The sequence below is a fragment of the Nocardia goodfellowii genome (assembly GCF_017875645.1).
GTDB classification, from domain to species: Bacteria; Actinomycetota; Actinomycetes; order Mycobacteriales; family Mycobacteriaceae; genus Nocardia; species Nocardia goodfellowii.
Window position 1 is genome coordinate 4,690,380 of record NZ_JAGGMR010000001.1, and the last position, 23,942, is coordinate 4,714,321.

Here is a 23,942-nt window from a genome sequence, read left to right on the forward strand (position 1 = left end):
ACTGCAATAGTGGTTAGGGTGGGTCGCCCGCGCACCGCAACGAAGAGGAGTCAGTCGTGGCCGACAGGGAAACCGGAAGCACATCGAGCGAGACGTCGTCGAGGATGTCCCGGCGCGGAGTGCTCGGCGCCGGTGCTGCTGGGCTGGCCGCGATCGGGGTCGGGGCTTCGTTGAGCGGTTGTGATTCCGCCGTGGAGGTCAACCCGTCGAGCAGTCAAACCGAGCCGACCGAGGCTATCGTCACGGCGAACAGGAATGTCGCCGCCACTCTGCCGTTCTCCGACACCACCGATTTCGCCGACGCCGACCGGGGTTTCCTCGCCGCGCTGCGACCCGGCACGGTCAAGGACGGCAGCGGAAAAGTCGTGTGGGACACCGAGTCCTACGGTTTCCTACAGGGCTCGTGCCCGGCGTCGGTCAATCCCAGCCTGTGGCGGCACTCGCAGCTCACCGTCAAACAGGGTCTCTACGAAATCGCGCCCGGCTACTACCAGATCCGCGGGCTGGACCTGTCGAACATGACGCTCATCGAGGGCGAACAAGGCGTGGTCGTCATCGACCCGCTGATCTCCACCGAAACCGCCGCCGCGGGGCTCGCGCTGTATCGGGCGCACCGCGGCAACCGTCCGGTCACCGGTCTGATCTACACGCACTCCCATGTCGACCACTTCGGGGGAGCGCTCGGCGTGACCTCGCGCGAGGATGTCGAGGCCGGCCGCTGTCCGGTGCTCGCTCCGGCCGGGCTGGTCGAGCACGCGGTGGCCGAGAACATTTTCGCCGGCACCGCCATGGCGCGGCGCGCGGCCTACATGTACGGCGCGGCCCTGCCCCGCGGGCCGAAGGGCCAGGTCGGCGCCGGGCTCGGCCAGACCACTTCGGTCGGTACCGTCAGTCTGATCGCCCCGACTCGCGACATCACCACCACCGGCCAGCAGGAGGTGGTCGACGGTGTCCGGATGGTGTTCCAGTTGACGCCCGGTACCGAGGCGCCCTCGGAAATGAACCTCTACTTCCCCGACCGCCGGATCCTTTGTATGGCCGAGAACGCGACGCATACCCTGCACAACCTGCTGACACTGCGCGGTGCGCTGGTGCGTGACCCGCATGTGTGGTCGAAATACCTCACCGAATCCATCAATCTGTATGCGCGCCAGGCCGATCTGGTTTTCTCCTCGCATCATTGGCCGGTGTGGGGCACCGAGCGGATCGTCGAATTCCTTTCGCTGCAACGGGATCTGTACGGCTATCTCAACGATCAGACCTTGCGCTTGCTCAACCAGGGTTACGTCGGCAGCGAGATCGCCGAAATGATGCGCATGCCACCCGCCCTCGAAAAGGCATGGAGCACACGCGGTTACTACGGTTCGGTCAGTCATAACGTGAAAGCCATCTACCAGCGCTACATGGGCTGGTTCGACGGCAATCCGGCGCACCTGTGGGAGCACCCGCCGGTGGAGGGCGCCAAGCGGCATGTCGACGCCATGGGTGGGGCCGACGAGGTGCTGCGCAAGGCGCAAAAAGCCTATGACGCGGCGGATTTCCGGTGGGCCGCGCAATTGATCAACTACGTCATCTTCGCCGAACCGGACCACAAGAAGGCAAAAGACCTGCAGGCCAGCACGTTCGAGCAGCTCGGCTACGGTGCGGAGAACTCCACCTGGCGCAACTTCTACCTCTCCGGCGCCCACGAATTACGGCACGGTTCCTTCGGCACGCCGACCGCGGCCAATTCGCGGCAGATGCTCGCCGCGCTCTCGGTCGACCAAGCCTTCGACGCCATCTCGCTGAACCTCGACGGCCCGAAGGCCTGGGACACCCGCATCGTCACCGACTGGACCTTCCCCGACGACAAACGCACGCGCCGTGCCGAACTGCGCAACGGTGTCTTCGTGCATTACGACCGCTGGCCCGGCGACAACCTGCCCGCCCCCGACGCGACCATCACTCTGACTCGCCTGGGATTCATTCAGAACATGATCGGCGGCGGCAATATGCAGGAGGCGGTCACGAAGGGCGATATCAAGGTCGACGGGAACGTTGCGGTGCTGTTGACGCTCAAGGGTCTGTTCGGCCGGCCGAATCCGGGTTTCGCCCTCGTCACGCCCTGAACCGAGCTCGCACGCCGCGAGTGCTGGCCGCGGCGCTCCGGGCTTCAGTTCGCGATAAGGGTGTTCGACATCGATCTCGGGTACGCGTCGGCGCGACTCGCCGACGGGGCCGCGAGGGTGCTGTCTTGCCGAAAGCTGGATCGCACCTTCGCTGAGAGAACCGCGACGGTTGATGCGTGAACGGCAATGACCGCCAGCGAACCTGCTCCGATCACAGTTAGCAACGCATCCACGACGTACTCGCCCTTTCGGTATGGCGGGTACTGGGTGACCCGCTCCATGTCTCAACATGCCCGGGCGATCGAGGATCAAACAGGTTTATTGCGATCAGGCGTCGAGGACCTGCGCGGCGCGGGTGACGACGGGCGGCAGGACCGACCAGGGGAAGTTGATCCAGCGGTCGGTGCGCTTCCATACGTACTCACAGTCGACCTCGGAATGCGGCTTCTGATAGATCACCGCGCAGCGCACCTCGGCGACCTTGTCGGCGCAGAAGTCACGCACCAATTTCAGGGTCGCGCCGGTGTCGGCGACGTCGTCGGCGACCAGCACGCGCGCCCCGGCCAGGTCGACCGCCTGGGGGACGGGCGGCAGCATGACGGGCAGTTCCAGGCGCTGGTCGACACCGGTATAGAACTCGACGTTCATGACGTGCAGGTTCTTCACGTCGAGGGCATAGCCGAGCGCACCCGCGACGAACAGTCCACCGCGGGCGATGGACAGGATGAGGTCCGGTTCGAACCCGTCGTCGGCGATCTGCTCGGCGAGCGTGCGGCTCGCGGAACCGAACAGATCCCAGGTGAGTTCTTCCCGATCCGACATGTGCGGCTCCTTCGATGCTGGTGGGAAAGAACCTAGACCATGCGCGGAGCCGCCGGTCGGCTGACCGGCGGCTCCGCGCATGCCCGGTGCGGTGCGCCGCTACGTCACGATGCGCAGCGGGTGCTCGAGCAGATCCTTCACTTGCGCCAGGAACTGGGCCGCTACCGCCCCGTCGATGGCGCGATGATCGGCGGACATGGTGAGGCGCAGGATCTTTCGGTTCACCACCTGCCCGTCGCGCAGCCGCACTTCGTCGATGGCCGCACCCACCGCGAGAATGGCGGCCTCGGGCGGATTGATCACCGCGGTGAAGTGCTCGATACCGAACATGCCCAGGTTGGAGATGGTGAAGGTGCCCCCGCTCATCTCATCGGCGCGCAGTTTACGGTCCCGGGCGCGTTCGGCCTTGTCGCGAATTTCGGCGGCGATGGCCGAGACGCTTTTGCGGTCGGCGTCCTTGATCACCGGCACCAGCAGCCCGGCCGGGGTCGCCACCGCGATGCCCAGGTGAATCCCGTTGTGCCGCAACAGCTTGTCCCCGGCAAAGGAGACATTGACCGTCGGATTCGCGCGCAGGGCTACGGCGACACCCTTGACCAGCAGGTCGTTGAGGCTGACCTTGCCCGCGCCGGACTCGCCCAGCGTGGCGTTCACCTGGCCGCGGAACTCGAACAGGTCGGTCACGTCGATAGCGCTGGTCAGATAAATGTGCGGGGCTTGCTGCTTGCTTTCCGTGAGTCTCCCGGCCGACACCCGCTGAATGGTGGACAGCGGGATTTCCTCGTAGCTACCCGACGCCGGCGGAGCGGTCTGCGGCACGACCGCCGCCGGGGCCGCGGCGGCGGTGAGTTTCGTTGCGGCATGGGCTGATTCGACGTCCAGCTTGGTAACCCGGCCACCGGGGCCGGTGCCGGTCACGGCGGCGAGGTCCACGCCGAGCTCGCGGGCGATCTTGCGAGCCAACGGCGAGGACTTCTGCCTCGCGCCGGATTCACCGCCTGTCGATTCGATCGCGTGCGTGCGCTCGGCGACGGGGTCTTCGAGCCGAGCGCTTCCGGCGGACTCCGGCGCCGACGTGTGCGCGCCGCCGGGGTCTCCGAGCGGAGCATTCCCGGCGGAACCAGGACCGGTACTCGATGCGGCGGGCGGCGTCGATGTGCTCGCCGCCGCCGCTGCGCCGCTACCGTCGCCGACGATGGCGATCGGTTCACCGATCGGGACTCGGGTACCGGCCTCGGCGATGATCCGCTCTAGCACGCCGTCGTCGTAGGCCTCGAGCTCCATGAGCGCCTTGTCGGTCTCGATCTCCGCGACGATCTCGCCGCGGACGATCTTCTCACCCACCTTTTTGAGCCAGGCGGAGACGACACCGTCTTCCATGGTGTCCGACAACCGGGGCATGGTGATTTCAGGCATGTTCTCTTTCTCCGGGCTCAGCGTCGCTTGCCGACGGCGGCAAGGGTTTCCCGTGCGGCGGTGTACAGCGAGTCGGCGGACGGCAGGGCCAGCTTCTCCAGCGGCTTGGCGTAGGGCAGCGGAACCTCCGCCATCGCCACGCGGCGTACCGGTGCGTCGAGGTAGTCGAACGCGCCATCGGAGATGGACGCCGCCACCTCCGCGCCGATGCCGTAGGTGAGCCAGTCGTCCTCGCCGATCACCGCGCAACCGGTCTTCCGGACCGAACGCACCAGCGTGTCGCGGTCCAGCGGCCGCAGGCTGCGCAGATCGATGACCTCAGCCGAAATGCCCTCCGCGGCCAGCTTTTCCGCCACCTGGGTACAGATCGTGGCCATGCGGGAGTACCCGATGAGGGTGATGTCGGTACCTTCGCGAGTAACGGCCGCCTTGCCGATCTCCACGCGCGGAAGGTCTTCCGGCACTTCGCCCTTGGTGTTGTAGAGCGACAGGTTTTCCAGGAACAGCACCGGGTCGTCGTCCTCGATCGCGGCCTTGAGCAGCGCGCGCGCATCGGCGGGTGTGCTCGGCGCGACCACCTTCAGGCCGGGCACGAACGCGTAGTACAGCTCGATGTTCTGGGAGTGCGTGGCGCCCAACTGTTGTCCACCGCCGCCCGGCGTGCGAATGACCATGGGCACACTGGTCTGTCCGCCGAACATGCCGTAGATCTTGGCGGCGTGATTGACGATCTGATCCAGCGCCAGCAGCGAGAAGTTGATCGTCATGATCTCGACCACCGGGCGCAGACCCAGCATGGCCGCGCCGATCGCGGCACCGACGAAACCTTCCTCGGCGATAGGGGTGTCGCGCACCCGCTTCTCGCCGAATTCGTCGAGCAGACCGGCGGTGATCTTGTAGGAGCCTTCGAATATCCCGATTTCCTCCCCGATGAGGAAGACGTCGTCGTCGCGCCGCATCTCCTCGCGGAGGGTTTCGCGCAGCGCTTCGCGATAGGTCATGACAGCCACGGTGATGTCCTTAGTGGGTGAAGAGCGGATCGGCGGGCAGGCGGCGGGAATCGCCGGCGACCGGCGTCGCGTAGTTGAAGTCGAACAGGCTCGAGGGCTCGGGATGCGGGCTGGCGTCGGCGAATTCGACGGCGGCGGCGACCGCCGCGGCGACCTCGTTGTCGATGGCCGCGACCGAATCCTCGGTCAGGACACCGGCTTCCAGCAGGGCGGCGTGCCAGCGCAGGATCGGATCGTTCTCCCGGGCGACCGATACGGCCTCGGTGCTGCGGTATTTCGCCGGATCGACCACGGAGTGACCCTTCAGGCGGTAGCTCACCGCTTCCAGCAGCGCGGGCTTGCCCTCGCGCCGCGCGGTCTCGATGAGTTCGCTCGCCACGTCGCGGACGGCCAGTACGTCAGTGCCGTCGACGCGTTCGCCACGCATCCGATAGGCGGACGCGCGCTTCCACAGATCGGGCTCGGCGGAGGACTTTTCGACCGTGGTCCCCATGCCGGTCTGGTTGTTGATCACCAGGAACACGATCGGCAGGTGCCACAGCGCGGCGATATTCAGCGATTCGTGGAAAGCGCCGATATTGGTGGTGCCCTCGCCCATCTGGCAGATCACGACGTCGTCGCCACCGCGGTAGTCGATGGCCAATGCCGCGCCGACGGCCAGCGGCACCTGGCCGCCGACGATGGCGTACCCGCCCAGCAGCCGAGTCGCGGTGTCGTACATATGCATCGAGCCGCCCCAGCCCTTGGAGGTGCCGGTGGAGCGACCATAGAGCTCGGCCATGACCCGGCCGGGCTCGATGCCTTTGGCCAGTGCGTAGCCGTGTTCGCGGTAGTTGGTGAACAGGTAGTCGGTGGGTCGCATGGCCGCGCCCATGCCGACGACGGTCGCCTCCTCGCCCAGATTCAGGTGGCAGTACCCGCCGATCTTGGCCTGCTGGTAGCTCTGCGCGGTCCGCTCCTCGAAGCGGCGCACCAGCAGCATGTCGCGGTACAGGGTGCGCAGACTGCCGGGATCTTCGGCGGCGATCCGGGATTCGATCGAGCTCGCAGTGGTGGCGCTGCCCGCGCTCTCGGCCGGGCGAGCCGCTTTACGGGCGGATTTGCGGGGTGCGGTGCTGGTGGTCACGAGGGGTCTCCTCAACGCTTCCGGGGCGGGGCGATGTGTACCGGCAGGCCGAGCCCGGTCAGGGCGGCCTCCATACCGATCTCGCCGAGGGTGGGGTGGGCATGGATGGTGCCGGCGAGCTCGTCGAGCGTCGCTTCCAGCGAGATCGCCAGTGCGCCTTCGGTAATCAGGTCGCTGGCCGACGGGCCGATGATGTGCACGCCGAGGACTTCTTGATGCTGTTGCCCCGCGACGATCTTCAGGAACCCCTCGGTCTCGCCGAAGGACTTGGCCCGGCCCAGGGCCGCGAACGGGAACTTGGCGGTGCGTACTTCGTGCCCGGCGGCGCGAGCCGCGTCCTCGGTGAGCCCGACACTGGCGATCTCGGGGTGGGTGAACGTCGCCGCCGGAATCACGGTGTAGTCGATGTGGGCCGCGTGGCCGGCGATGACATCGGCGGCGGTCAGGCCCTGATGCGAGGCCACGTGCGCGAGCAGCGCCTTGCCGGTGACATCGCCGATCGCGTAGACGTGTTCGACATCGGTGCGCAGGTGGTCGTCGACAGCGATGAAACCTCTTGCGTCCGTGACGATTCCGGTGGCGTCCAGGCCGAGATCGGCGGTATTCGGGCGACGGCCCACACCGACCAGCACCACGTCGGCATCGAGTTCGCGGGCCCCTGGTCCGCCGACGCGCACGCGCAGGCCGTCTTCGGCCTGGTCGATGCCGGTGACGGTCGAACCGGTCAGCACGGTGATGCCGCGTTTGCCGAACGAGCGCCCCAGCGCGACTCCGATGTCCTTGTCTTCCAAGGGAACCAGGCGATCCTGCATCTCGACGACGGTGACCGCGCTACCGAAGGTCGCGAACAAGCTGGCCCATTCCGCCCCGACCGCGCTGCCGCCGATCACGACCAGCCGACCCGGCACTTCGGTCAGGCCGAACGCGCCGTCGGAGGTGACCACTCCCGGCAGATCCGCACCCGGGACGGGCAGCAGCGCGGGGACCGAACCGGTCGCGATGATCACGTCGGTCGCGCTGAGCGTGCGGGTGCGCACAGCGGTCGGCGCGGCCGCGTAGCGCGGGCCGCCGGCGAAGATCGGCGACGCGCCCGCTTCGTAGACCTCGACGGTCGTCGGACCGGTGAACCGCGCGTGCCCCTCGACCACCGTGACGCCATTGGCCTTCAGCAGGCCCGCGCCACCATCGGTGAGTTCCTTGACGATGCCGTCCTTGCGCTGCCGGACGGCGGCGAAATCGAAGCGGACGTTCTCGGCATGGACGCCGAAATCGACTGCGTCCTTGACGGTTTGGAAGACTTCGGCCGACCGCAGCATGGCCTTGGTCGGAATGCAGCCCCAGTTCAGGCAGACTCCGCCCGGGCGCTCCTTCTCGACCAGGCCGACGCGCAGTCCCCGCTGGGCGGCGCGAATGGCCGCGACGTACCCGCCGGGACCACCGCCCACCACCAGAAGATCGAAATCCGGCACTCGTGGTGCTCCTCATCCTCGAATGAAACCCACCCGCCTCGGTTGGAGTGCGGGTGATTCATTCGAGTTTTGTGGTGACCGGATGCACAAACAATGATCTCGAAGTCCAAGGATCCGGCACCGGAACTGGGCGCTGCGCCCAATCTTGCTGGAACGGGAGCCGGGTCAGTCGCCCGCGTGCCCACCGAGTTCGAGTGCGGCCAGCGCGAGGGAGAGTTCCAGATAGGAGCGCTGCCCCTCCAGCGGGCGACCGAGCAAGGTGCTGATGCGCTGCAACCGGTTGATCACCGTGTTGCGATGGCAGTGCAGGCGCGGCGCGGCATTGGCCGCCGAACAGTTCTCGCCGAGCCAGACGCTGAGGGTGCGCAACAGCACGTCGCGCTCTTTGACCGGCAACGCGAGCACCGGGCCGAGGGCGTGCGTCACCAGCAGCTGTGTCAGGTCGGTCGACCGCAGCAGGAGGGCTTCGGGATAGCACTCGTCGAGCGAAACGAGGACGCCCACAGCATTTTCGGGCACCGTGTCGAGTGCGAGCAGGGCCAGCTTGTGCGCGGTGTCGAGCTCGGCCAGTCCCGAAACGACGGGGGAGACCGCTGCCCGCCCGCGCACCCGCGGCCGCAGCAGTTGCAGGGCGGGCTCGGCCTTGCGATGTTCCAGCGCCACCAGCCCGACCGTGGAGTCCGCCCGATCGTGCCATGCCGAGCGAATCCCCATGGCGGCCAACACCGTTTCCGAGCCGGTGGGCATCGGATGCGCCGCGCCGCGGGCCACCAGCACGACATAGCCGCCGTGCACCGGCAGGTTCAACTCCCGGGCCGCCCGTGCCGCGAACAGCGCGTCGTGCGCGCGCCCGGCGAGCATGTCCTCGATCAGTCCGTGCCGGCGCCGCTCATCGCGCCGGACCCGATCCAGCTCGGTATTGCGATACGAGGTGACCAGGGCCGACGACATGCCGTCGATGACCGCCCACATCGTCGTCCCGGCCTCCCGGAAATCGCCGGGCGGCGCATCCTCGGCCTTGTCGAGCAAAGCCTCCCACACGATGCGCCCGCCGAGCCGGAAGGTCCGCAACATCGCCTCGAGCGGCACGCCCTGCTCCGCGCGTGACGCACCGATCGACGCGGCGACGTCATCGCGCTCGGCCCCCGCGCCCTTCCCGCTCAGTAGGTCCACGACCCGGGTGAGGAACCGCTGGCAGCCCTCCCGCAGGTCCGCGCGCGTCACCGCCGAGTAGTCGGTCCACTCCGGATTGTCGGTGAAGACGGCCGCCATCAACCGTTGCGTCAGTTCGGGTATCTCGCTGCGCAGTGCCGCGGCCAGTTCCGGTGAGCTCGCCACGGGCTCGCCTTTCTCGGGGGCCGTCACATCGACGCAGGCTACGCCAGCCGTACCGGGTCCGGGAATCGACCCTAAGCGGCCGTACCGCGCGCGGTGTGCGCGCGCGAGTTGGCGCGCGACTGTCCTTGCGCCGCACCACCACTGCGACGGCTGCCGCCCTGGCGCGCTCCGCCGTTACCGCGGCGCGGGGCACCGCCGCCTTGGTGCGGTGCGCCACCACTGCGGCGCGGTCCGGCGCTGCGGTACGGCGCGCTGCTGCGACGGTCGTCTTCCCGGGCCGCCCGCTCACTGTAGGAAGGGGCGACGAACGGGGCGATCGTGCCGACGAGTTCGGCCACCACGGGCGAATCGGCGGTGACCCGTTGCGGGGTTACGTTGATCTTGGCCTTGCGCATGAGGTCGGCCAGGTCGCGTCGTTCGCCCGGCAGCACCAGGGTGATCACTTCACCGGAGTTCCCGGCCCGCGCGGTCCGGCCCGAACGATGCAGGTACGCCTTGTGTTCGGCGGGCGGATCCACGTGCACGACCAGCTCGACGTCGTCGACGTGCACGCCGCGCGCGGCCACGTCGGTCGCCACCAGCACCCGGGCGTCACCGGCGGCGAAGATCGCCAGGTTACGGTCGCGGGCGCCCTGCGAGAGGTTGCCGTGCAGGTCGACCGCCGGAATACCGGCGAGGGTCAGCTGCTTGGCCAGTTTGCGCGCCTGGTGTTTGGTGCGCATGAACAGGATGCGCCGGCCGGAGCCCGAAGCGAGCCGGTGGATGATCTCGCGCTTGGCTTCGACGCTGGCGGTCTCGAAAACGTGGTGCGTCATGGCGGCGACGGGGGAGTTCGCCTCGTCGACGGAATGCAGCTTGGCATCCGGCAGGAAGCGGCTGACCAGCTTGTTGACGCCGTTGTCCAGGGTGGCCGAGAACAGCAGGCGCTGACCATTGTTCGGGGTGGCCGCGAGAATGCGGGTCACGCCGGGCAGGAAGCCGAGGTCGGCCATGTGGTCGGCCTCGTCGACCACGGTGACCTCGACGGCATCCAGCGAGATGAGGCGCTGGTTCATCAGGTCCTCGAGCCGGCCGGGGCAGGCGACGACGATGTCGACACCGGCGCGCAGCGCCCGGACCTGCCGGTTCTGCGGTACGCCACCGAAGATCGTGGTGACGGTCATCCGGTAGGCGGCGGCCAGGGGTTCCAGCGCGGCCGCGATCTGGGTGGCCAGTTCCCGGGTCGGCGCGAGCACCAGGCCGGTCGGGCGGCTCGGTGCGCGCCGGCCGGCGAGGCCGCCGCCGAGCCGATTGACCATCGGAATGCCGAAGGCCAGCGTCTTGCCGCTGCCGGTGCGACCCCGGCCGAGCACGTCCCGGCCGGCCAGCGAATCGGGCAGGGTGTCGGTCTGGATCGGGAACGGTTCGGTGATCCCGGCGCGGGTCAGCGCCTTCACCAGGGGAGCGCTCACACCGAGCGTGGCAAAGGAGATGTCAGCAGAAGTCATAGGTGTTGCGGTGCCTTTCGGGCATCGGGTGTGCCCGAGCCGTCTGCGGACCTTCGGGTCCGCGCCGGGGGCACGAATGGCGAGATTGCCGATGGGCAAAATCGATCGCCGTAAGAAGAGCGGATGCGGCATGCGCTGGTTGCGAAGCGAATGCGATCTACGACGCTTGGCGTGACAGGTCACGCACTTGATCAACAATAGCCTGTGATGGGCCATTCGTCGTCATCGGGTGAGGTTTGTCGCTCGCCGGGCTGGGCCGAGATCACCTCGCGCGAGCCAGGAATTCCGATCGATCCAGGTCAGAGCCGTCCGGTCCCGCTGCGCGCGGCGCGCCCGCGCAGCAGTTGACGATCATGTGAAGGCGGGTTTGACGCGTTTCCCCGGGGTAGGCCTCGATCGTGAGCACGTTCCTGTGCGCCGAGGCGCAGCCGCACGAGTCCGAGGTGACCGGCGGGCAGCACAGCCACAGCGGGCGCTAGACAAAGCGAAGGGGCCGGGTTATCCGGCCCCTCCTTTATGTCCTCGATGCCCGCACGCGATCGCCACAGGCAGCAGGGCGGAGTCAGTGCCCCCGCTGATCGGTGAGCGCCAATCCTTCCTTGGCCTTGACTCGCCGGTGCTCGAGAAGTATCCAGCCGATACCCGAGCCGATCAGGGCCGCGGTGGCGATGGCACCGACGATGGCCCATCCGTTGAAGCCATAGCCGGCTGCGGTCAAGGTCAGCGCCAAACCGACGATCCCCATCGCGCACAGGACAATTCCGGGAATGTTGTAGCCGTCCTCGATGCCCTCACCGGCATGGCTTCGAGTGGTACGGCTGTGATCCGGAAACTTTCCGCGATCCTGATCACGGCGGCGGTGTGCCGACACCATGTGCTGGTTCGAGACGGTCATCGGGCTACCTCCTCTTTCCTCGCGTTGTGCGGACACGGTTCCGTCGTGCTACCCGGGAGTCGGGTCGGTAAACATCGGGCATTCGATCGGCGGCACGCGCGATGCTTCAGCGGTACCGATGAATTTCGTGGCTATCCGTAGTCCACACGACTGGACGCCCGCAGCGGTGATCTCGCGCTGGAACCTTCCAGCGTGGGCGGAAACACATGGAGGCAATGGTGAGCGACGACTCCGCACGGGAGCACACGAGTGAGCAGCGGGCGCGTCCCAAGGTGCTGATCGCGGGGGCCAGCATCGCGGGTCCAGCGCTGGCCCACTGGCTGCATCGGCGGGGAGCCGAGGTCACCGTGGTGGAACGGGCGCCCGCGTTGCGTCCGGGCGGGCAGGCGGTGGACGCGCGCGGCGTCACCAAGGAGGTCATCCGGCGCATGGGATTGGACGCGGCGGTCCGCGCGGCCTGCACCCAGACCATCGGCGCGCACACCGTGGACGTCGACGGGAACGTGCTGGAGACCTTCAGCGTGGAGGACGACGGTGGCGACGGGTTCATCGCGGAGATCGAGATCTTGCGCGGAGACTTGTCCCAGGCGCTCTACGACGACACCCGCGACAGTGTCGAATACGTCTTCGGCGACCGGATCGCCGAACTCGCTCAGGACGCCGACGGAGTCGATGTGGTCTTCGCGGGCGGTGACCGGCGCCGCTTCGATCTCGTGGTCGGAGCGGACGGCCTGCACTCGGCGCTGCGCGCGATGGTTTTCGGGCCCCGGGAGCGGTTCGTCCGCCACCTCGGGCACGTGCTGGCCTTCTACAGCGTGCCCAACGAGTTCGGCCTGGACCGCTGGTTGCTCGAATATCAGGAGGCCGGGCGCTCGGCGGGCCTGCGGCCGATCCGGGACGCCACCTCGGCGATGGCCATGTTCTCGTTCCCCGCGGTCGACTTCGACGTCGACTATCGCGATGTCGACGCCCAGAAGCGCCTGCTGCGCGAGCGGATGGCCGGTATGGGCTGGCTGACCCCGGGCATCCTCGCGCATCTGGACGACACCCCCGACTTCTACCTCGATCAGGTCGCGCAGGTGGTGATGGACCGCTGGTCGACCGGCCGGGTCGCACTGCTCGGGGACGCGGCATTCAGCTCGTCGCCGATGTCCGGGCAGGGCACCGGCCTGGCCCTGGTCGGCGCCTACCTGCTGGCCGGCGAGCTCGCCGCCGCCGGGTGGGACCCCGAAGCCGGGTTCACCGCCTATGAGCGGCGAATGCGCTCGTTCGTCGAGGCCAATCAGGAAATCGCCCGCCTGAACGCCCGCAGCCGCGACCTCGCCGGGTCGGACGCCGATCCGGGCATCGACTTCGGGGGCGAATGGTTCGGCGAGCTGGTCGAGCGTGCGATCAACGGCGTCGAGCTGCCCGACTACGCGGGGGTAACGGATTCCGGTGCCGGACAGCCGATTACCGCCTCAGCGGGATCGTAAGGGCCACTGTATTTAAATGAGCACCGTGAACCGATCGCTGGACCTACTGCCCGACATCTCGACCCTGCGGAACCGCTGCCAGGCGATGGCCATGCTCGACGCTGTGCTCAGCCCGGAATGGGAAAACCGTTACTACTCGTTCAATGCCGGCTGGGGTGATGGCGAGGCACTGGCTTCGATGCGCAGCCCAGGACTACTACGAGACCGAGGTGAGCCTGTCGGCGGTCCAGCACGTGTATGCGCTGCGGCCCCTGACACCCGCCGTGGTCGCCGAACTCGATCAGTCGGTCGAATTGGCCGACCTGGAACCGGACATCGCCGAAATCGACTATCCGCGTTGACCGGTCGGGCGCGTGTTCAATTGTCGTAGGATGCGACGCCGACCGGGCCGACACCCACGCAGAGTGCGAGATCCGTTGTGCGCGAGGTGATCCTGAGTTCCTGTCCACTGCCGGTTAGTCGGACGAAGAGGGTATTCAGACCTTGCCGGACCGGAGCCGAAACGGGCGACCCGTGCTCGAACGCGAGCGTGATCCAGCCGTCCCGGTTCGCGAGATAGTTGAGTTGTGCGGTCCATTCGTGCTCCAGCATGGGGCCGTCGAGCGGTAACGGTATCTGTTCGGCGCCGTGGACGCGGTGGCCGCAGTCCGGCTCCGGCCCCGGCAGGATGCGGCGGTTCCACCAGACCGCCGCGTCGACGATCGTGCCGGAGTCGGTGATCATCCGTAACCGCGTCGTCGACTGGGCGAAGGTGCCCGGGGGTGCGACGGCGGCAAGAGCCCGGCTGGCCAAATTTTGGGGATATACCAACGGGTTCAGCACATTCCACGGCAGTTCCTGTTCGAGCAGTGGCACGCCGTCATGTTCGGCCAGCGCCGCTTCGACGTTCGTCAGGTAGGTGTGTGTCGGGTCGGCGCGCCACGAACGCACGAAGGTGCAGGTGGTGTACAGGCTGCTCACCAGGAATATCGAGAGCACCGCGGCCACGGTTCGCGAACCGGTTCGGTAGGCCGGCACGTCCGCCCGAGGGCGGGCGCTCAGCACCAATCCCGCTGCCGCCGCGAGGATTACGCTGATGTCGGCGAAGTAGCGCAGGGACTGCATGATCTCGCCCGCGGTGTTGGGCCCACTGCGGGCCAGCGCGACCGGAAGCTGGGCGACCAGAACGTAAACGGCCACTGTCGACCAGACCACCCACACTCGGCGCCGACCGCGGATCGACAGTGCCGCGACCACACCGAGCGCCACCCACGCCGATGCCACCGCCCAGCCCGGTGGGTCCGCCCACGGGGTCGCCGGGATCCATCGCTCCCACATCCAGGGTCCGCCGAACAGAGCGGGCACGAGGCCGAACGATGTCGCATGCGGCAGAAGCTCACGCAGTTCGCCCACGCTGTGCGGCACGAAGGACATATCGACAACTGCCAGATACCCGATCGACCAGAACGCCAGCACGACCGCGCATCCGGCCCACAATGCCGCACCACGCCGCCAGATCTCACGCCAACCGGCCCTGCCCTCGGCGACGTAGTCGGCGAGAACGGCAACGGCGATCGCGACGGCCGGGATGATCACCGCCTTCTCGAAGAACAACAGCGCCGCGACGAACACCAGGAGCGCGGACACGACATGCCGGCGCCCCGCGCCGCGCACCAGCAGCACCGCGTCCCCGATCACCCAGGCGAGCGCGAACTGCAACGGCAGCGCGTTCACCGCGGCCGACCACCACGCGAAGGCCGGAAGTGTCAACGGACAGAACAGATAGAAGGCCAGCGGCAGCAGAATGATCCGCCGCACGCCGACCAGCACCACCAGCATGCGCAACACGGCCATTGATGCCGCGAGTTGCATAACGAGCATCGTCGCGGCCGCACCGGCCCACTCCAGCGGCGCGATCTCGGTCAGCAGCCAGGCGGTGACGAAAGCCATGGGCATGAAGTGCCCGTCATGGTCGTAGAGCAGCAGATCGCTCGACCACAACGGATAACTGGCGGCCCGGCCGGTCAGAATGAGGTCGTCCCAGTAGAAATATCCGCTACCCGCCACCCAGCCGCGCAGCGCCAGCTGCCCGAGTATCAGCAAGACGGCCGCGATGACAACCGGCCGCGCGTTCCTCTCTTTGCAGGCTGCGGGGATATCGGTAACGGCCGGCTCCGGCCGCGAGCCACGGACCGGCACAGGTAGGGCGACCACGACGGTGTCCATGGCGTTTTACCGTAGCCTCGGCAACCTGATCCGCTTGGATCTCGGCGGCGCGGTGCCGCTCGCCGCGGACACCTGCTCGGTGCCGCTTCCGCCCGGCTGTCGGCGTCTGTGTGATCCAGTCACGTCCGGTCCATCGCGGAACCGGACGTGATCCTCACTTCGAGGTCATCGTTCGACGGCGGCGTCTGCGAGGGCACGGAAGGCGTGAATCGCTTCCCCCATGGTTTCCTCGGAGTTGAGGTCTTCGCTGTTCTTCACGATCACGACGTTGTCTTTCGGTGAGACGTAGATGAATTGGCCGAGGATGCCGATCGCGGTGTAGTCGCCGCGGTCGCCGTCACCGAGCCACCACTGATAGCCGTAGCCGTAGTCGTTCTCCACGGCCTGTGGCTTGTCCGGCCGAAGATTGTGCGGGCGCAGATGCGGTTCGGTGGCGTGCGTGGAGTCCTGAACCCACTGCTGTGGGATGACCTGCTTGCCGCCGGCTTGTCCGCCGCGCAGATACAGCAGTCCGAAGCGGGCGAAGTCGCGAATGGTGGCGTGGTAGCAGCAATAACCGATCGCACTGCCTTCGTAGTCTTTGCCGATGAGGGCCGAGGTCTCCATCCCCGCCGGCTTCCAGATCCGTTCTCGCACATAGTCCGACAGCGAGGTGCCGGTCGCTTCGGCCACGACCCAGCCCAGGACGAAGGTGTCCATGGAGTTGTAGTTCCATTTCGTCCCCGCGGCGCGTTCACGCTCGAGTTCCTTGGCCTGGTCGGGTAGCGAAGTCCCCGCCACCATGCGAATGGTGGTGGCGGTGGAGCCCTTGGTGGGGTCGGCGTAGTCGGTCTCGTCGTAGGCGGTGCCCGAGGACATCTGTAGTAGGTGGCGGATGCTGACGCCGTTGTATCCGTTCTTCGCCAGATCTGGCACATATTTGGTGACCGGGTCGTCGACCGAGGTGATCTTGCCTTCGCCGATCGCGATGCCGACCGCCGCCGAGGTGATCGACTTGCCGACCGACCACGAGTTGAACCGGCTACCGGCCGAATAGCCACCGCTGTAGCGCTCGTCGATGATTCGGTTTCCCTTCAGGACCAGAAACCCCCGGGTCGAGGTCCGCCGCAGGTAGTCACCGGCCGTCTGGATCTTGCCGTTGTAGACGTAGGTCGCGTCCAGCGCCTTCGGATCGTGCGTGGCGAGCGGTTCGGGGCGGCCGGACGCCGATGCGGTGTCGGTCAGGTAGAAGGGCAGGTGCGGAAGCAGCGGCAGTGGTAATGGCCCACCGGCCTGAGCGGGTGCGGCCCATGGTGTCGCCAGCACCGCCGTCGCCGTGATCGCGACGACCAAACTTCGCTTGAACATTCGTTCTCCGTTCCAGTGAGGTGCCAGCATGCAACCATCAGTCACCAGTGGTGTCAACAGTGGTGACTAAATTCGCGGTATGCTTTCGCGATGCCGACCAGCCCCGCTCCACCCGCCCGGAAGCGTCGTCCGCGGGGCGTCCTCACCCCGGATCGGATCATCGAGGTGGCGATGGGGATCATCGAGCGCGACGGCTCCGACGCGCTGACCTTCCGGCGATTGGGCACTGAACTCGGCGTCGACCACACCGCGGTGCTGCGCCACTTCCGAGGCAAAGACGAACTGATGTTGGCGCTGGCGGACAGGCTGATGGCCGAGGCGCTGACCGGAATCGAGGTCACCGATGATTGGCGCGCGACACTGAAGGACTTGGCCCAGCGGGTGCGGCTGGCCTGCCGCACCCACCCGCAGGTCGCCGCAGTGGTCTCGGGACGGACCACACGCCGGGAATCGGAGTTCCGAGGCGCGGAAATCGTTGTCGGCGCGCTGCTTCGAGCCGGACTGCGGGGACGCGAGGCGGCGTCGTGCTATCGGGCGTTGGTCGAGATCGCGCTGTCGTACTCCTCGCTGGAAGCGACCCTCATGGCCTTACCCGCGCATGCCCTGGCCGGCGACCGTGACGCTTGGAGCCGCGAATATCTCGCGTTGTCGCCGAGCCGCTATCCCAATATCGCCGCCGTCGCGTCCCACCTCGCCGAGGTCGACGCGGAAGATCAATTCGCAATCGCACTCGACTTGTTCATGGATGCCATCGAAGTTCGGGCCAGCCGCTCCGCCGAGCGGGAGTAGCAGGTCGGCTATCCGGAATCGACGCGAGATTCGCCGGCCAACTCCAGGAGCGGTGAGGGGTCGGGGCTGGTGGCATGCACGGCGATCTGGCGGGCACGAAGGTCGGTGAATGTCGCGGTGAGCAGCTCGGATCCGGATGTGCGCACGGTGGTGACATGGGTGAGGTCGAGGTCGATGCGGGTGATCGGATAGGTGGCGGCCATTTCCTGGAGGTGCCGCACGATCCGTTCGGCGCTGACGAAGTCGATTTCGCCTTGCAACTGCACCGTCAATACCTTGTTGTCGATGTGTGAGCCGGCGATCGGTGAGCGATGGCCGGTGGGTGCGGTGAACACGTGCAGGCCGAAACGCTGGGACATTTCGGCCAATGCTGCTTTTCCGCGCACACTGTTGCCCCGCGGGTCCAGGCGTGGACTGAATACGCCGATGCCGAATTCCCCCGGGAGCGCGGAGACTATGCCGCCACCGACTCCACTTTTGGAGGGCAGTCCGACCTGGACCATCCATTCACCGCTGTAGTCGTACATGCCGCAGGTCGACATGACCGAGAGGGTGATGCGCGCGATCTCGGCATCGATCACCCGTTCGGCGGTGACCGGATTGACCCCGCCGTTGGCGAGGGTGGCGGCCATGACCGCCAGGTCGATGGTGGTAACGCGCACCGCGCATTGCCGGAAATAGACATCGGTGACGTCCTCGACCGGCCCGGCCAGAACGCCTTGCGAGAGTGTGAGATACGCCAGCGCGCGGTTGCGGTCCCCGGTCGCCGACTCCGAGGCGTAGACCGTTTCGTCGATGCCGAGATTCCGTCCGGCGAATGCCGAGAGAATGGCGTGTATGCGGCTGAATTTCTCTTCCCGGTCCGCGCCGGTGACGAGTGCGGTAGTGACAATGGCGCCGGCGTTGATCAAGGGGTTGGCCGGGCGGCCGGTCGTGGCTTCGAGGCTTATCGCGTTGAACGGCTCACCGCTGGGCTCGAATCCGACATGCCGGGTGACCTCGTCCAGTCCCAGATCGCTGAGCGCGAGCGCGTAGACGAACGGCTTGGACACCGATTGGATGGTGAATTCGATTTCGCTGTCGCCGCCGTGATAGAGATCGCCGTGCACGCTGACCATGGCCGCGCCCAGCGAGTGCGGGTCGACCGCCGCCAATTCCGGAATGTAGTCGGCGACCGCGCCGCTGTGATCGTCGGCCAGCCGGTGCAGCAGATTTGTCAGCGCGGTGGTAACCGGGTCGTCCATGGCGCTCAGTCCTTTTCGCTCCACACCGCACCGGGCACGGGCCGGGGAAGTGTGCTCTCGACGAAACGGGGACGGTGGCGAGCGCGGCATTGTGCATCCCAGTCGAGGATGGCTGCCCGCGCTTGCCCGAACAGCAGCACGATCGCCGTCAAATTGATCACTGCCATCGTAGCCACGAAGATATCGCCGATGGCCCACACCGTTTCCAGGGCCAAGACAGAACCGGCGAGAATCGCGGCGATGAGTAGCCCCCGGAACGCGAACAGCCGGCGCGCGCCCCAGCCGAAGATATTGGTGATATTTCCCTCGCACATCGTGTAGTTGGCGATGATCGACTGGTAACCGAACAGGAACAAGGCGAGGACGATGAAAACCTCACCGGCGGCACCGAATTGGTTCCCGGCCGCGACGCCGACCAACTGCGCGCCGTTGAGACCGGTTTCCTGGCCGGGCTGGTAGGCGCCGCCGGCGGCCAGCAGAATGACCAGTGCCGACAGTGTGCAGATGACGTAGGTGGAAATGAAGACGCCGAAGGCTTGGACGAATCCTTGGTCGGCAGGATGCGGTCCCGTCGCGCTGCCCGCGGCGTTGGGCGACATTCCCATTCCCGCTTCGTTGGAGAACAGTCCACGACGCGCACCGGTGGTGACGGCGATCATCATCCCGCCCGCCAGACCCGCGGCCATCGGCCCCACACCGAACGCGGATTGCACGATCAGGCGCAGCACTTCCGGCAATCGCCCGATATTGAGGAACAGGACGGTCAAGCCGAAGACGATGTAGGCGCCGGCTATCCAGGGCGTCACGGTGCTCAGGAAGCGGCTGGCATGACTCGCGCCACGGAAAATGATCCACGCGGTACCCGCGGCCATGGGCACCGCTATCGTGCGGGCATCCACCTGGGTGGCGCCGCGGATCGCGTCGGTGATCGTGTTGGCCTGCACCATGACGAACGCGAAGCCCACCGCGAGCAGGAACAGCACAGCGAAGACGCGTGCCGCGCGTTCGGCTCCGAGACCTTTCTCCAGGTAGAAGGCCGGCCCACCTCGGAACGAACCATCCGCCAGCGGTTCCTTGTAGATCTGGGCGAGCGTGTTCTCGACGACCGAGCAAGCCATGCTCAGGGCGGCGACCACCCACATCCAAAGAATGGCCCCGGGGCCGCCCACTACCAAGGCGACGGCCATCCCGGCGATGTTCCCCGTCCCGGTGCGGGCGGCCAACCCGACACAGAAAGCCGCGAACCCGGAAATGGTCTGGGCGTCGGGCCGGGCCGAATCGTGATCCTCCGCGAAGAGTCCGGTGCGCATCGAAAGGCGTGCGGCCGAGGCGAAGCGCCGAAACTGGACACCACGGGTGCGCACCGTGAAATACGCGCCCGCGGCAATGAGTAAGGGCGCGACGATCCAGAGATAGACGATGTCGGACCAACCCGTCAGCCAGTCGTGGCGGAACCATTCGAAGTCCGCGGCGAGCAACGGGTTCACGGCGGCCGGGATCGGTGAGCCGGAAGTCATACCGAGCACGATTCCAGCGACCGATCGAACCCAGCCCGCGACACGCAGCTAATTCATGGCGAATTGCCCGGCGCCGGCCTGTGTGGCGGCGAGAATCGGGCCATGGCCATCCCTGAGGAGCCGGTGACGTCTTCGGCCGGCGCCGACGGATCGCCACCTGACGAGGGAAACGTGTCCCACTCGCGGCCCACCTGGATTCGGCGGATATCGATGTCCGGGCAGCGGTTGATCCGGCGCGCGGTAGCGCTGGTCCAGCACGCCGCGCGCGCCGACGGGGCACAGGAATCGGGCCTGACCGCGCTGGTCCGGGCGACCGTCGCGAATTTCGCCGCCGACGCCGCCATCGCCGTCGCATTGGCCAACACCTTGTTCTTCGCCAGCCCGGCCACCCAGTCCCGGGTCAACGTCGCGCTGTATCTGCTGATGACGGTGGCACCGTTCGCGGTGATCGCTCCGGTCATCGGCCCGCTGCTCGACCGGGTGCAGCACGGCCGGCGCATCGCCCTGGCGGCGACCTTCGCGCTGCGGGTGCTGATCGCCATCGGGTTGATCTTCGCCCTCGACGAGTGGGCGCTGTATCCGCTGGCGTTGGGCAGCATGGTGCTCAGCAAATCGTTCTCGGTGCTGAAAAGCGCTGTGACACCGCGAGTTTTGCCTCCTGGCATCGATCTGGTGCGCACCAATTCCCGATTGACCGTGTTCGGGCTGGTCGGCGGATCCATTGTCGCCGGCGGTATCGCCGCCGGGGCCGCCCTGGTCTTCCACTCGACCGGAGCCCTGGTGGTCGCGGCACTCTTGGCGGCCGCGGGCGCCTATCTGAGCCTGCGGATTCCGCCCTGGGTGGAGGTCACCGCGGGCGAAGTGCCGGCCGGTTTCGGCTACGGCGGGTCGCCGGCATCGGAGCCGGCGACCTTCGGTGCCCCCAGGCGGGCGCGCCCACGATCCTGGCAGCCGCTGGGCCGGTTCGTCATCGCGGGCCTGTGGGGCAACGGAGCGATTCGAATCCTGACCGGTTTCCTGACTTTCTATATCGCCTTCGTAGCCAAGTCCAGCAATGAACCCGCGTTCCGCCAGGCTGTCATGTTGGCCGCGGCCGGTGCGGCCGCCGGAATCGGCAACTTCAGCGGAAACTTCGCCGGTGCTCGCCTGGTATTGGGCCGCCCCGGCGCGATCATCCTGTCCTGCACCGGCGCCTGCCTCGCGATCGTGGTCGTGGCCGCGGTGCAGAACGGTCTGCTGGGCGCGGTCCTGGCGACCTTGGTCGCCTCCGCGTCGACCGCCCTGGCCAAGGTGTCCCTCGATGCCTCGATCCAGGATGACTTACCGCCGGAATCGATCGCCTCAGGTTTCGGGCGCACCGAGACCGTGCTGCAATTGGCGTGGGTGCTCGGTGGCGCCCTGGGTGTGCTGCTGCCGACGGTCTATCGAACCGGCTTCACCGTCATCGCGGTCGCCATCGCGATCGCACTCGCGCAGTCAGCGCTCAGCTACCGGGGACACTCGATGGTGCCACGACTGGGCGGTCGCCGTCCGGAGCGACCGCACCGTGACCAGCCATCATTATGATCACGGACCACCGAGTCCGTAGCGCACTTCGACAGGGACCGGAGAGCCCAGATGGCGACACCCAAGCGTGTGAAGCTCGCCCTCGGCAGCGGGGGCGCGCGCGGCTACGCCCACATCGGCGTGATCGCCGAACTCCAGGACCGCGGGTACGAGATCGTGGGGGTCGCGGGCTCATCGATGGGCGCGTTGGTCGGTGGACTCTTCGCGGCGGGACACCTGGACGAATTCACCCGGTGGGCAACGACTCTCGGTCAATTCGAAGTTGTTCGCCTGCTCGACCCGGCATTCGCCGAACCAGGTGTGATCCGCGCCGTCAAAGTCCTCGACCGGATTCGTGAGTTGCTCGGCTCGGTCCGGATCGAAGACCTGGCGATTCCCTACATCGCCGTGGCCACCGATCTCACCGCCGGTCGATCGATCTGGTTCCAGGACGGCGATCTCGACTCCGCCATCCGCGCCTCCATCGCCATCCCCGGTTTCATCACACCGGTGCTCGCCGACGGCCACGTCCTGGTGGACGGCGGCGTCCTCGACCCGTTGCCGGTGGTGGCCACCATGGCCCTGGGACCTGCCGACATGGTCATCGGTGTGGATCTCTCCGGTGCGCCCGACCCGGCCTACGACCACACACCGCCGCCGCCGACCCGGTTCGGCCAATGGTGGCGCGCGCCCGCACATCGCCAGGCGCACGCCCCCGCCGAGGTGCACCCCCTCGCCGGTGTCCGAGCCGTCGATGTAGCGCAACGCGCCATCGACTTGATGCTGGCCGCGCTGACCCGGACGCACTTGGCCGCCCACCCGCCGGACCTCGTCATCGAGATTCCGCTGAACATCTGCGGCACAATGGATTTCCATCGTGCCGATTCGATAATCGCCGTCGGCCGCGCCCTGGCCGCCGACGCGCTGGACAAGATCGGGGTTACCGGTGACGACGGGATTTGACGAGCTCGACGGGACGATAACGATCGGCTGGAGAAATTGTTGCTAAATGATTGCGAAACTTCGCTCAACTGATCATCGCAGCGGTACTTGCTGCCGTTAGATTGCCTATTTCCGCAGGCAGTGCGTCATTCGTCACTGCTGGACAGCCCTCGATTCGGCTGCTTAGGCTCGGATTCCATGATTGCTGAATCTATGGATGTCCGGGTGGACAGTGAGTTCGCACCACTGCGGAGCGTGGTCGTTTCGCAAAGCGAGTTTCGTGCACCGGCCAGTGCCGCGATCCTCGGGCATTCGATGCCGGTGGAGCCCAGTGCGGTGGAAATCCTCGAAGCGGTGTGGGGCAAAGACTTCGGGGAGGTCTATTCGGAGAAGCAGGCTGCGTGGGAAGCCGAACGTGACGAGCTGGCGGCAGTGCTGACCCGCTACGGTGTCGAAGTGCTGCGACCGCGGTTGTTCGATGACGCGGAGAAGGCGGCGGCGGGCGAGACCGGATACGCCAACTTCTTCGTGCGCGATCCCTGGTTCACCGTGGGCGAGCACGTGATCGAGGGTGTACTGCAATTTCCGCACCGCAGGATGGAGGTCCTGCCCAGCCGCCAACTCCTGCTGGATCGGGTGCTGCCGTCGGCTGCTCGCTACGTTTCCCTGCCGCAACCGGAGGCGGCCCCGCTCGGCCACCCCGGCGCGGGCCCGTTCCTCGAAGGCGGCGACGTCTTGGTGCTGGGCACCGAGGTCTTCGTCGGCTGCTCGGGCATGGCTACCAACGAACTCGGATACCGCTGGCTGGCAAAGTATCTGACGCCGTTCGGCTTCACGGTCAGCAAGGTCGAGCTGCCTGCCCACGTGCTGCATCTGGATTGCGCGATCAGCCTGATCCGCGACGGCCTGATGATCGCCTGCCCGGCACGTCTCCCGGCTGGATTGCCTGCGGCACTGCGTGATTGGGAACAGATCGAGGTCAGCGAGGACGAAGCCGCGGCCATGGGCACCAACGGGCTGCCCATCGACTCCCGCACCTACATCACCGACCCCGAATTCGAGCGCGTCGGCAAGGAGCTCGAGGCGCGCGGGATCACCGTGGAGTACATCGACTTCTCGGTCTCGCGACTGTTCGGCGGCGCGTTCCGCTGCTCCACCCAACCCTTGCTGCGCGCGAACTGAGGCCGCCCCGTAGACGCATGATTCC

The 23,942-nt window shown here is 66.9% G+C and carries 19 protein-coding genes; 7 read left to right on the top strand and 12 right to left on the bottom strand.

The window, feature by feature from the left end; all coding sequences use genetic code 11:
- Positions 1 to 104: 104 nt before the first annotated feature.
- Complete coding sequence (locus BJ987_RS21670) at positions 105 to 2,108, top strand: alkyl/aryl-sulfatase (RefSeq protein WP_209898850.1); 2,004 nt, start codon at positions 105 to 107, stop codon at positions 2,106 to 2,108.
- Between the two features lie 327 nt (positions 2,109 to 2,435).
- On the opposite strand, the gene BJ987_RS21675 is transcribed toward BJ987_RS21670, so the two are convergent.
- The 8 genes from BJ987_RS21675 to BJ987_RS21710 all read right to left on the bottom strand — a co-directional run bounded on the left by BJ987_RS21675 (position 2,436) and on the right by BJ987_RS21710 (position 11,671).
- Positions 2,436 to 2,930: a phosphoribosyltransferase gene (locus BJ987_RS21675; protein WP_209893130.1), complete on the bottom strand. Its 495-nt coding sequence runs from the start codon at positions 2,928 to 2,930 to the stop codon at positions 2,436 to 2,438.
- Positions 2,931 to 3,029: 99 nt separating this feature from the next.
- A complete protein-coding gene (locus BJ987_RS21680; protein WP_209893132.1) occupies positions 3,030 to 4,346 on the bottom strand; it encodes a dihydrolipoamide acetyltransferase family protein in 1,317 nt (438 codons plus the stop codon).
- Positions 4,347 to 4,363: 17 nt separating this feature from the next.
- On the bottom strand, positions 4,364 to 5,347 hold the full coding sequence (locus tag BJ987_RS21685; RefSeq protein ID WP_209893134.1) for an alpha-ketoacid dehydrogenase subunit beta: 984 nt from the start codon (positions 5,345 to 5,347) through the stop codon (positions 4,364 to 4,366).
- 19 nt (positions 5,348 to 5,366) lie between these two features.
- Positions 5,367 to 6,482: a pyruvate dehydrogenase (acetyl-transferring) E1 component subunit alpha gene (gene pdhA / locus BJ987_RS21690; RefSeq protein WP_209893137.1), complete on the bottom strand. Its 1,116-nt coding sequence runs from the start codon at positions 6,480 to 6,482 to the stop codon at positions 5,367 to 5,369.
- 11 nt (positions 6,483 to 6,493) lie between these two features.
- Complete coding sequence (lpdA, locus tag BJ987_RS21695) at positions 6,494 to 7,951, bottom strand: dihydrolipoyl dehydrogenase (RefSeq protein WP_209893140.1); 1,458 nt, start codon at positions 7,949 to 7,951, stop codon at positions 6,494 to 6,496.
- A 165-nt stretch (positions 7,952 to 8,116) separates the two neighbouring features.
- Positions 8,117 to 9,316 (bottom strand): RsbRD N-terminal domain-containing protein, encoded by a 1,200-nt coding sequence (locus tag BJ987_RS21700; RefSeq protein WP_307869708.1) that lies wholly within the window; start codon positions 9,314 to 9,316, stop codon positions 8,117 to 8,119.
- Between the two features lie 44 nt (positions 9,317 to 9,360).
- Positions 9,361 to 10,776, bottom strand: coding sequence for a DEAD/DEAH box helicase (locus tag BJ987_RS21705; protein ID WP_209893143.1), 1,416 nt, complete (start codon positions 10,774 to 10,776; stop codon positions 9,361 to 9,363).
- Between the two features lie 562 nt (positions 10,777 to 11,338).
- On the bottom strand, positions 11,339 to 11,671 hold the full coding sequence (locus BJ987_RS21710) for a hypothetical protein (protein WP_372446884.1): 333 nt from the start codon (positions 11,669 to 11,671) through the stop codon (positions 11,339 to 11,341).
- A gap of 218 nt (positions 11,672 to 11,889) precedes the next feature.
- On the opposite strand from BJ987_RS21710, the gene BJ987_RS21715 reads away from it, so the two are divergent.
- Together BJ987_RS21715 and BJ987_RS21720 are read left to right on the top strand one after the other, a co-directional pair.
- The gene (locus BJ987_RS21715; RefSeq protein ID WP_307869709.1) at positions 11,890 to 13,146 is read left to right on the top strand and encodes an FAD-dependent monooxygenase; all 1,257 of its coding nucleotides are present in this window, start codon (positions 11,890 to 11,892) and stop codon (positions 13,144 to 13,146) included.
- Between the two features lie 158 nt (positions 13,147 to 13,304).
- Positions 13,305 to 13,487, top strand: coding sequence for a hypothetical protein (locus BJ987_RS21720; RefSeq protein WP_209893146.1), 183 nt, complete (start codon positions 13,305 to 13,307; stop codon positions 13,485 to 13,487).
- Between the two features lie 16 nt (positions 13,488 to 13,503).
- Here the strand turns inward: BJ987_RS21720 and BJ987_RS21725 are convergent, their stop codons facing one another.
- Both BJ987_RS21725 and BJ987_RS21730 read right to left on the bottom strand, forming a co-directional pair.
- Positions 13,504 to 15,351, bottom strand: a complete 1,848-nt coding sequence (locus BJ987_RS21725) for a hypothetical protein (RefSeq protein ID WP_245366076.1) — start codon at positions 15,349 to 15,351, stop codon at positions 13,504 to 13,506.
- Between the two features lie 165 nt (positions 15,352 to 15,516).
- A complete protein-coding gene (locus BJ987_RS21730) occupies positions 15,517 to 16,698 on the bottom strand; it encodes a serine hydrolase domain-containing protein (RefSeq protein WP_209893149.1) in 1,182 nt (393 codons plus the stop codon).
- 90 nt (positions 16,699 to 16,788) lie between these two features.
- Here BJ987_RS21730 and BJ987_RS21735 point away from each other — a divergent pair, with 90 nt between their 5' ends.
- Positions 16,789 to 17,487: a TetR/AcrR family transcriptional regulator gene (locus tag BJ987_RS21735; RefSeq protein WP_209893152.1), complete on the top strand. Its 699-nt coding sequence runs from the start codon at positions 16,789 to 16,791 to the stop codon at positions 17,485 to 17,487.
- An 8-nt stretch (positions 17,488 to 17,495) separates the two neighbouring features.
- Here BJ987_RS21735 and glsA read toward each other — a convergent pair whose 3' ends face one another.
- Together glsA and BJ987_RS21745 are read right to left on the bottom strand one after the other, a co-directional pair.
- Complete coding sequence (glsA, locus tag BJ987_RS21740) at positions 17,496 to 18,731, bottom strand: glutaminase A (RefSeq protein ID WP_209893155.1); 1,236 nt, start codon at positions 18,729 to 18,731, stop codon at positions 17,496 to 17,498.
- A 5-nt stretch (positions 18,732 to 18,736) separates the two neighbouring features.
- A complete protein-coding gene (locus tag BJ987_RS21745) occupies positions 18,737 to 20,248 on the bottom strand; it encodes an alanine/glycine:cation symporter family protein (RefSeq protein WP_209893157.1) in 1,512 nt (503 codons plus the stop codon).
- Between the two features lie 102 nt (positions 20,249 to 20,350).
- Here BJ987_RS21745 and BJ987_RS21750 point away from each other — a divergent pair, with 102 nt between their 5' ends.
- The 3 genes from BJ987_RS21750 to BJ987_RS21760 all read left to right on the top strand — a co-directional run bounded on the left by BJ987_RS21750 (position 20,351) and on the right by BJ987_RS21760 (position 23,917).
- Entirely contained in the window at positions 20,351 to 21,814 is a 1,464-nt protein-coding gene (locus tag BJ987_RS21750) for an MFS transporter (RefSeq protein WP_209893160.1), read from the top strand.
- A 51-nt stretch (positions 21,815 to 21,865) separates the two neighbouring features.
- Positions 21,866 to 22,756, top strand: coding sequence for a patatin-like phospholipase family protein (locus BJ987_RS21755; protein ID WP_209893163.1), 891 nt, complete (start codon positions 21,866 to 21,868; stop codon positions 22,754 to 22,756).
- Between the two features lie 177 nt (positions 22,757 to 22,933).
- Positions 22,934 to 23,917, top strand: coding sequence for a dimethylarginine dimethylaminohydrolase family protein (locus BJ987_RS21760; protein WP_209893166.1), 984 nt, complete (start codon positions 22,934 to 22,936; stop codon positions 23,915 to 23,917).
- Positions 23,918 to 23,942 lie beyond the last annotated feature (25 nt).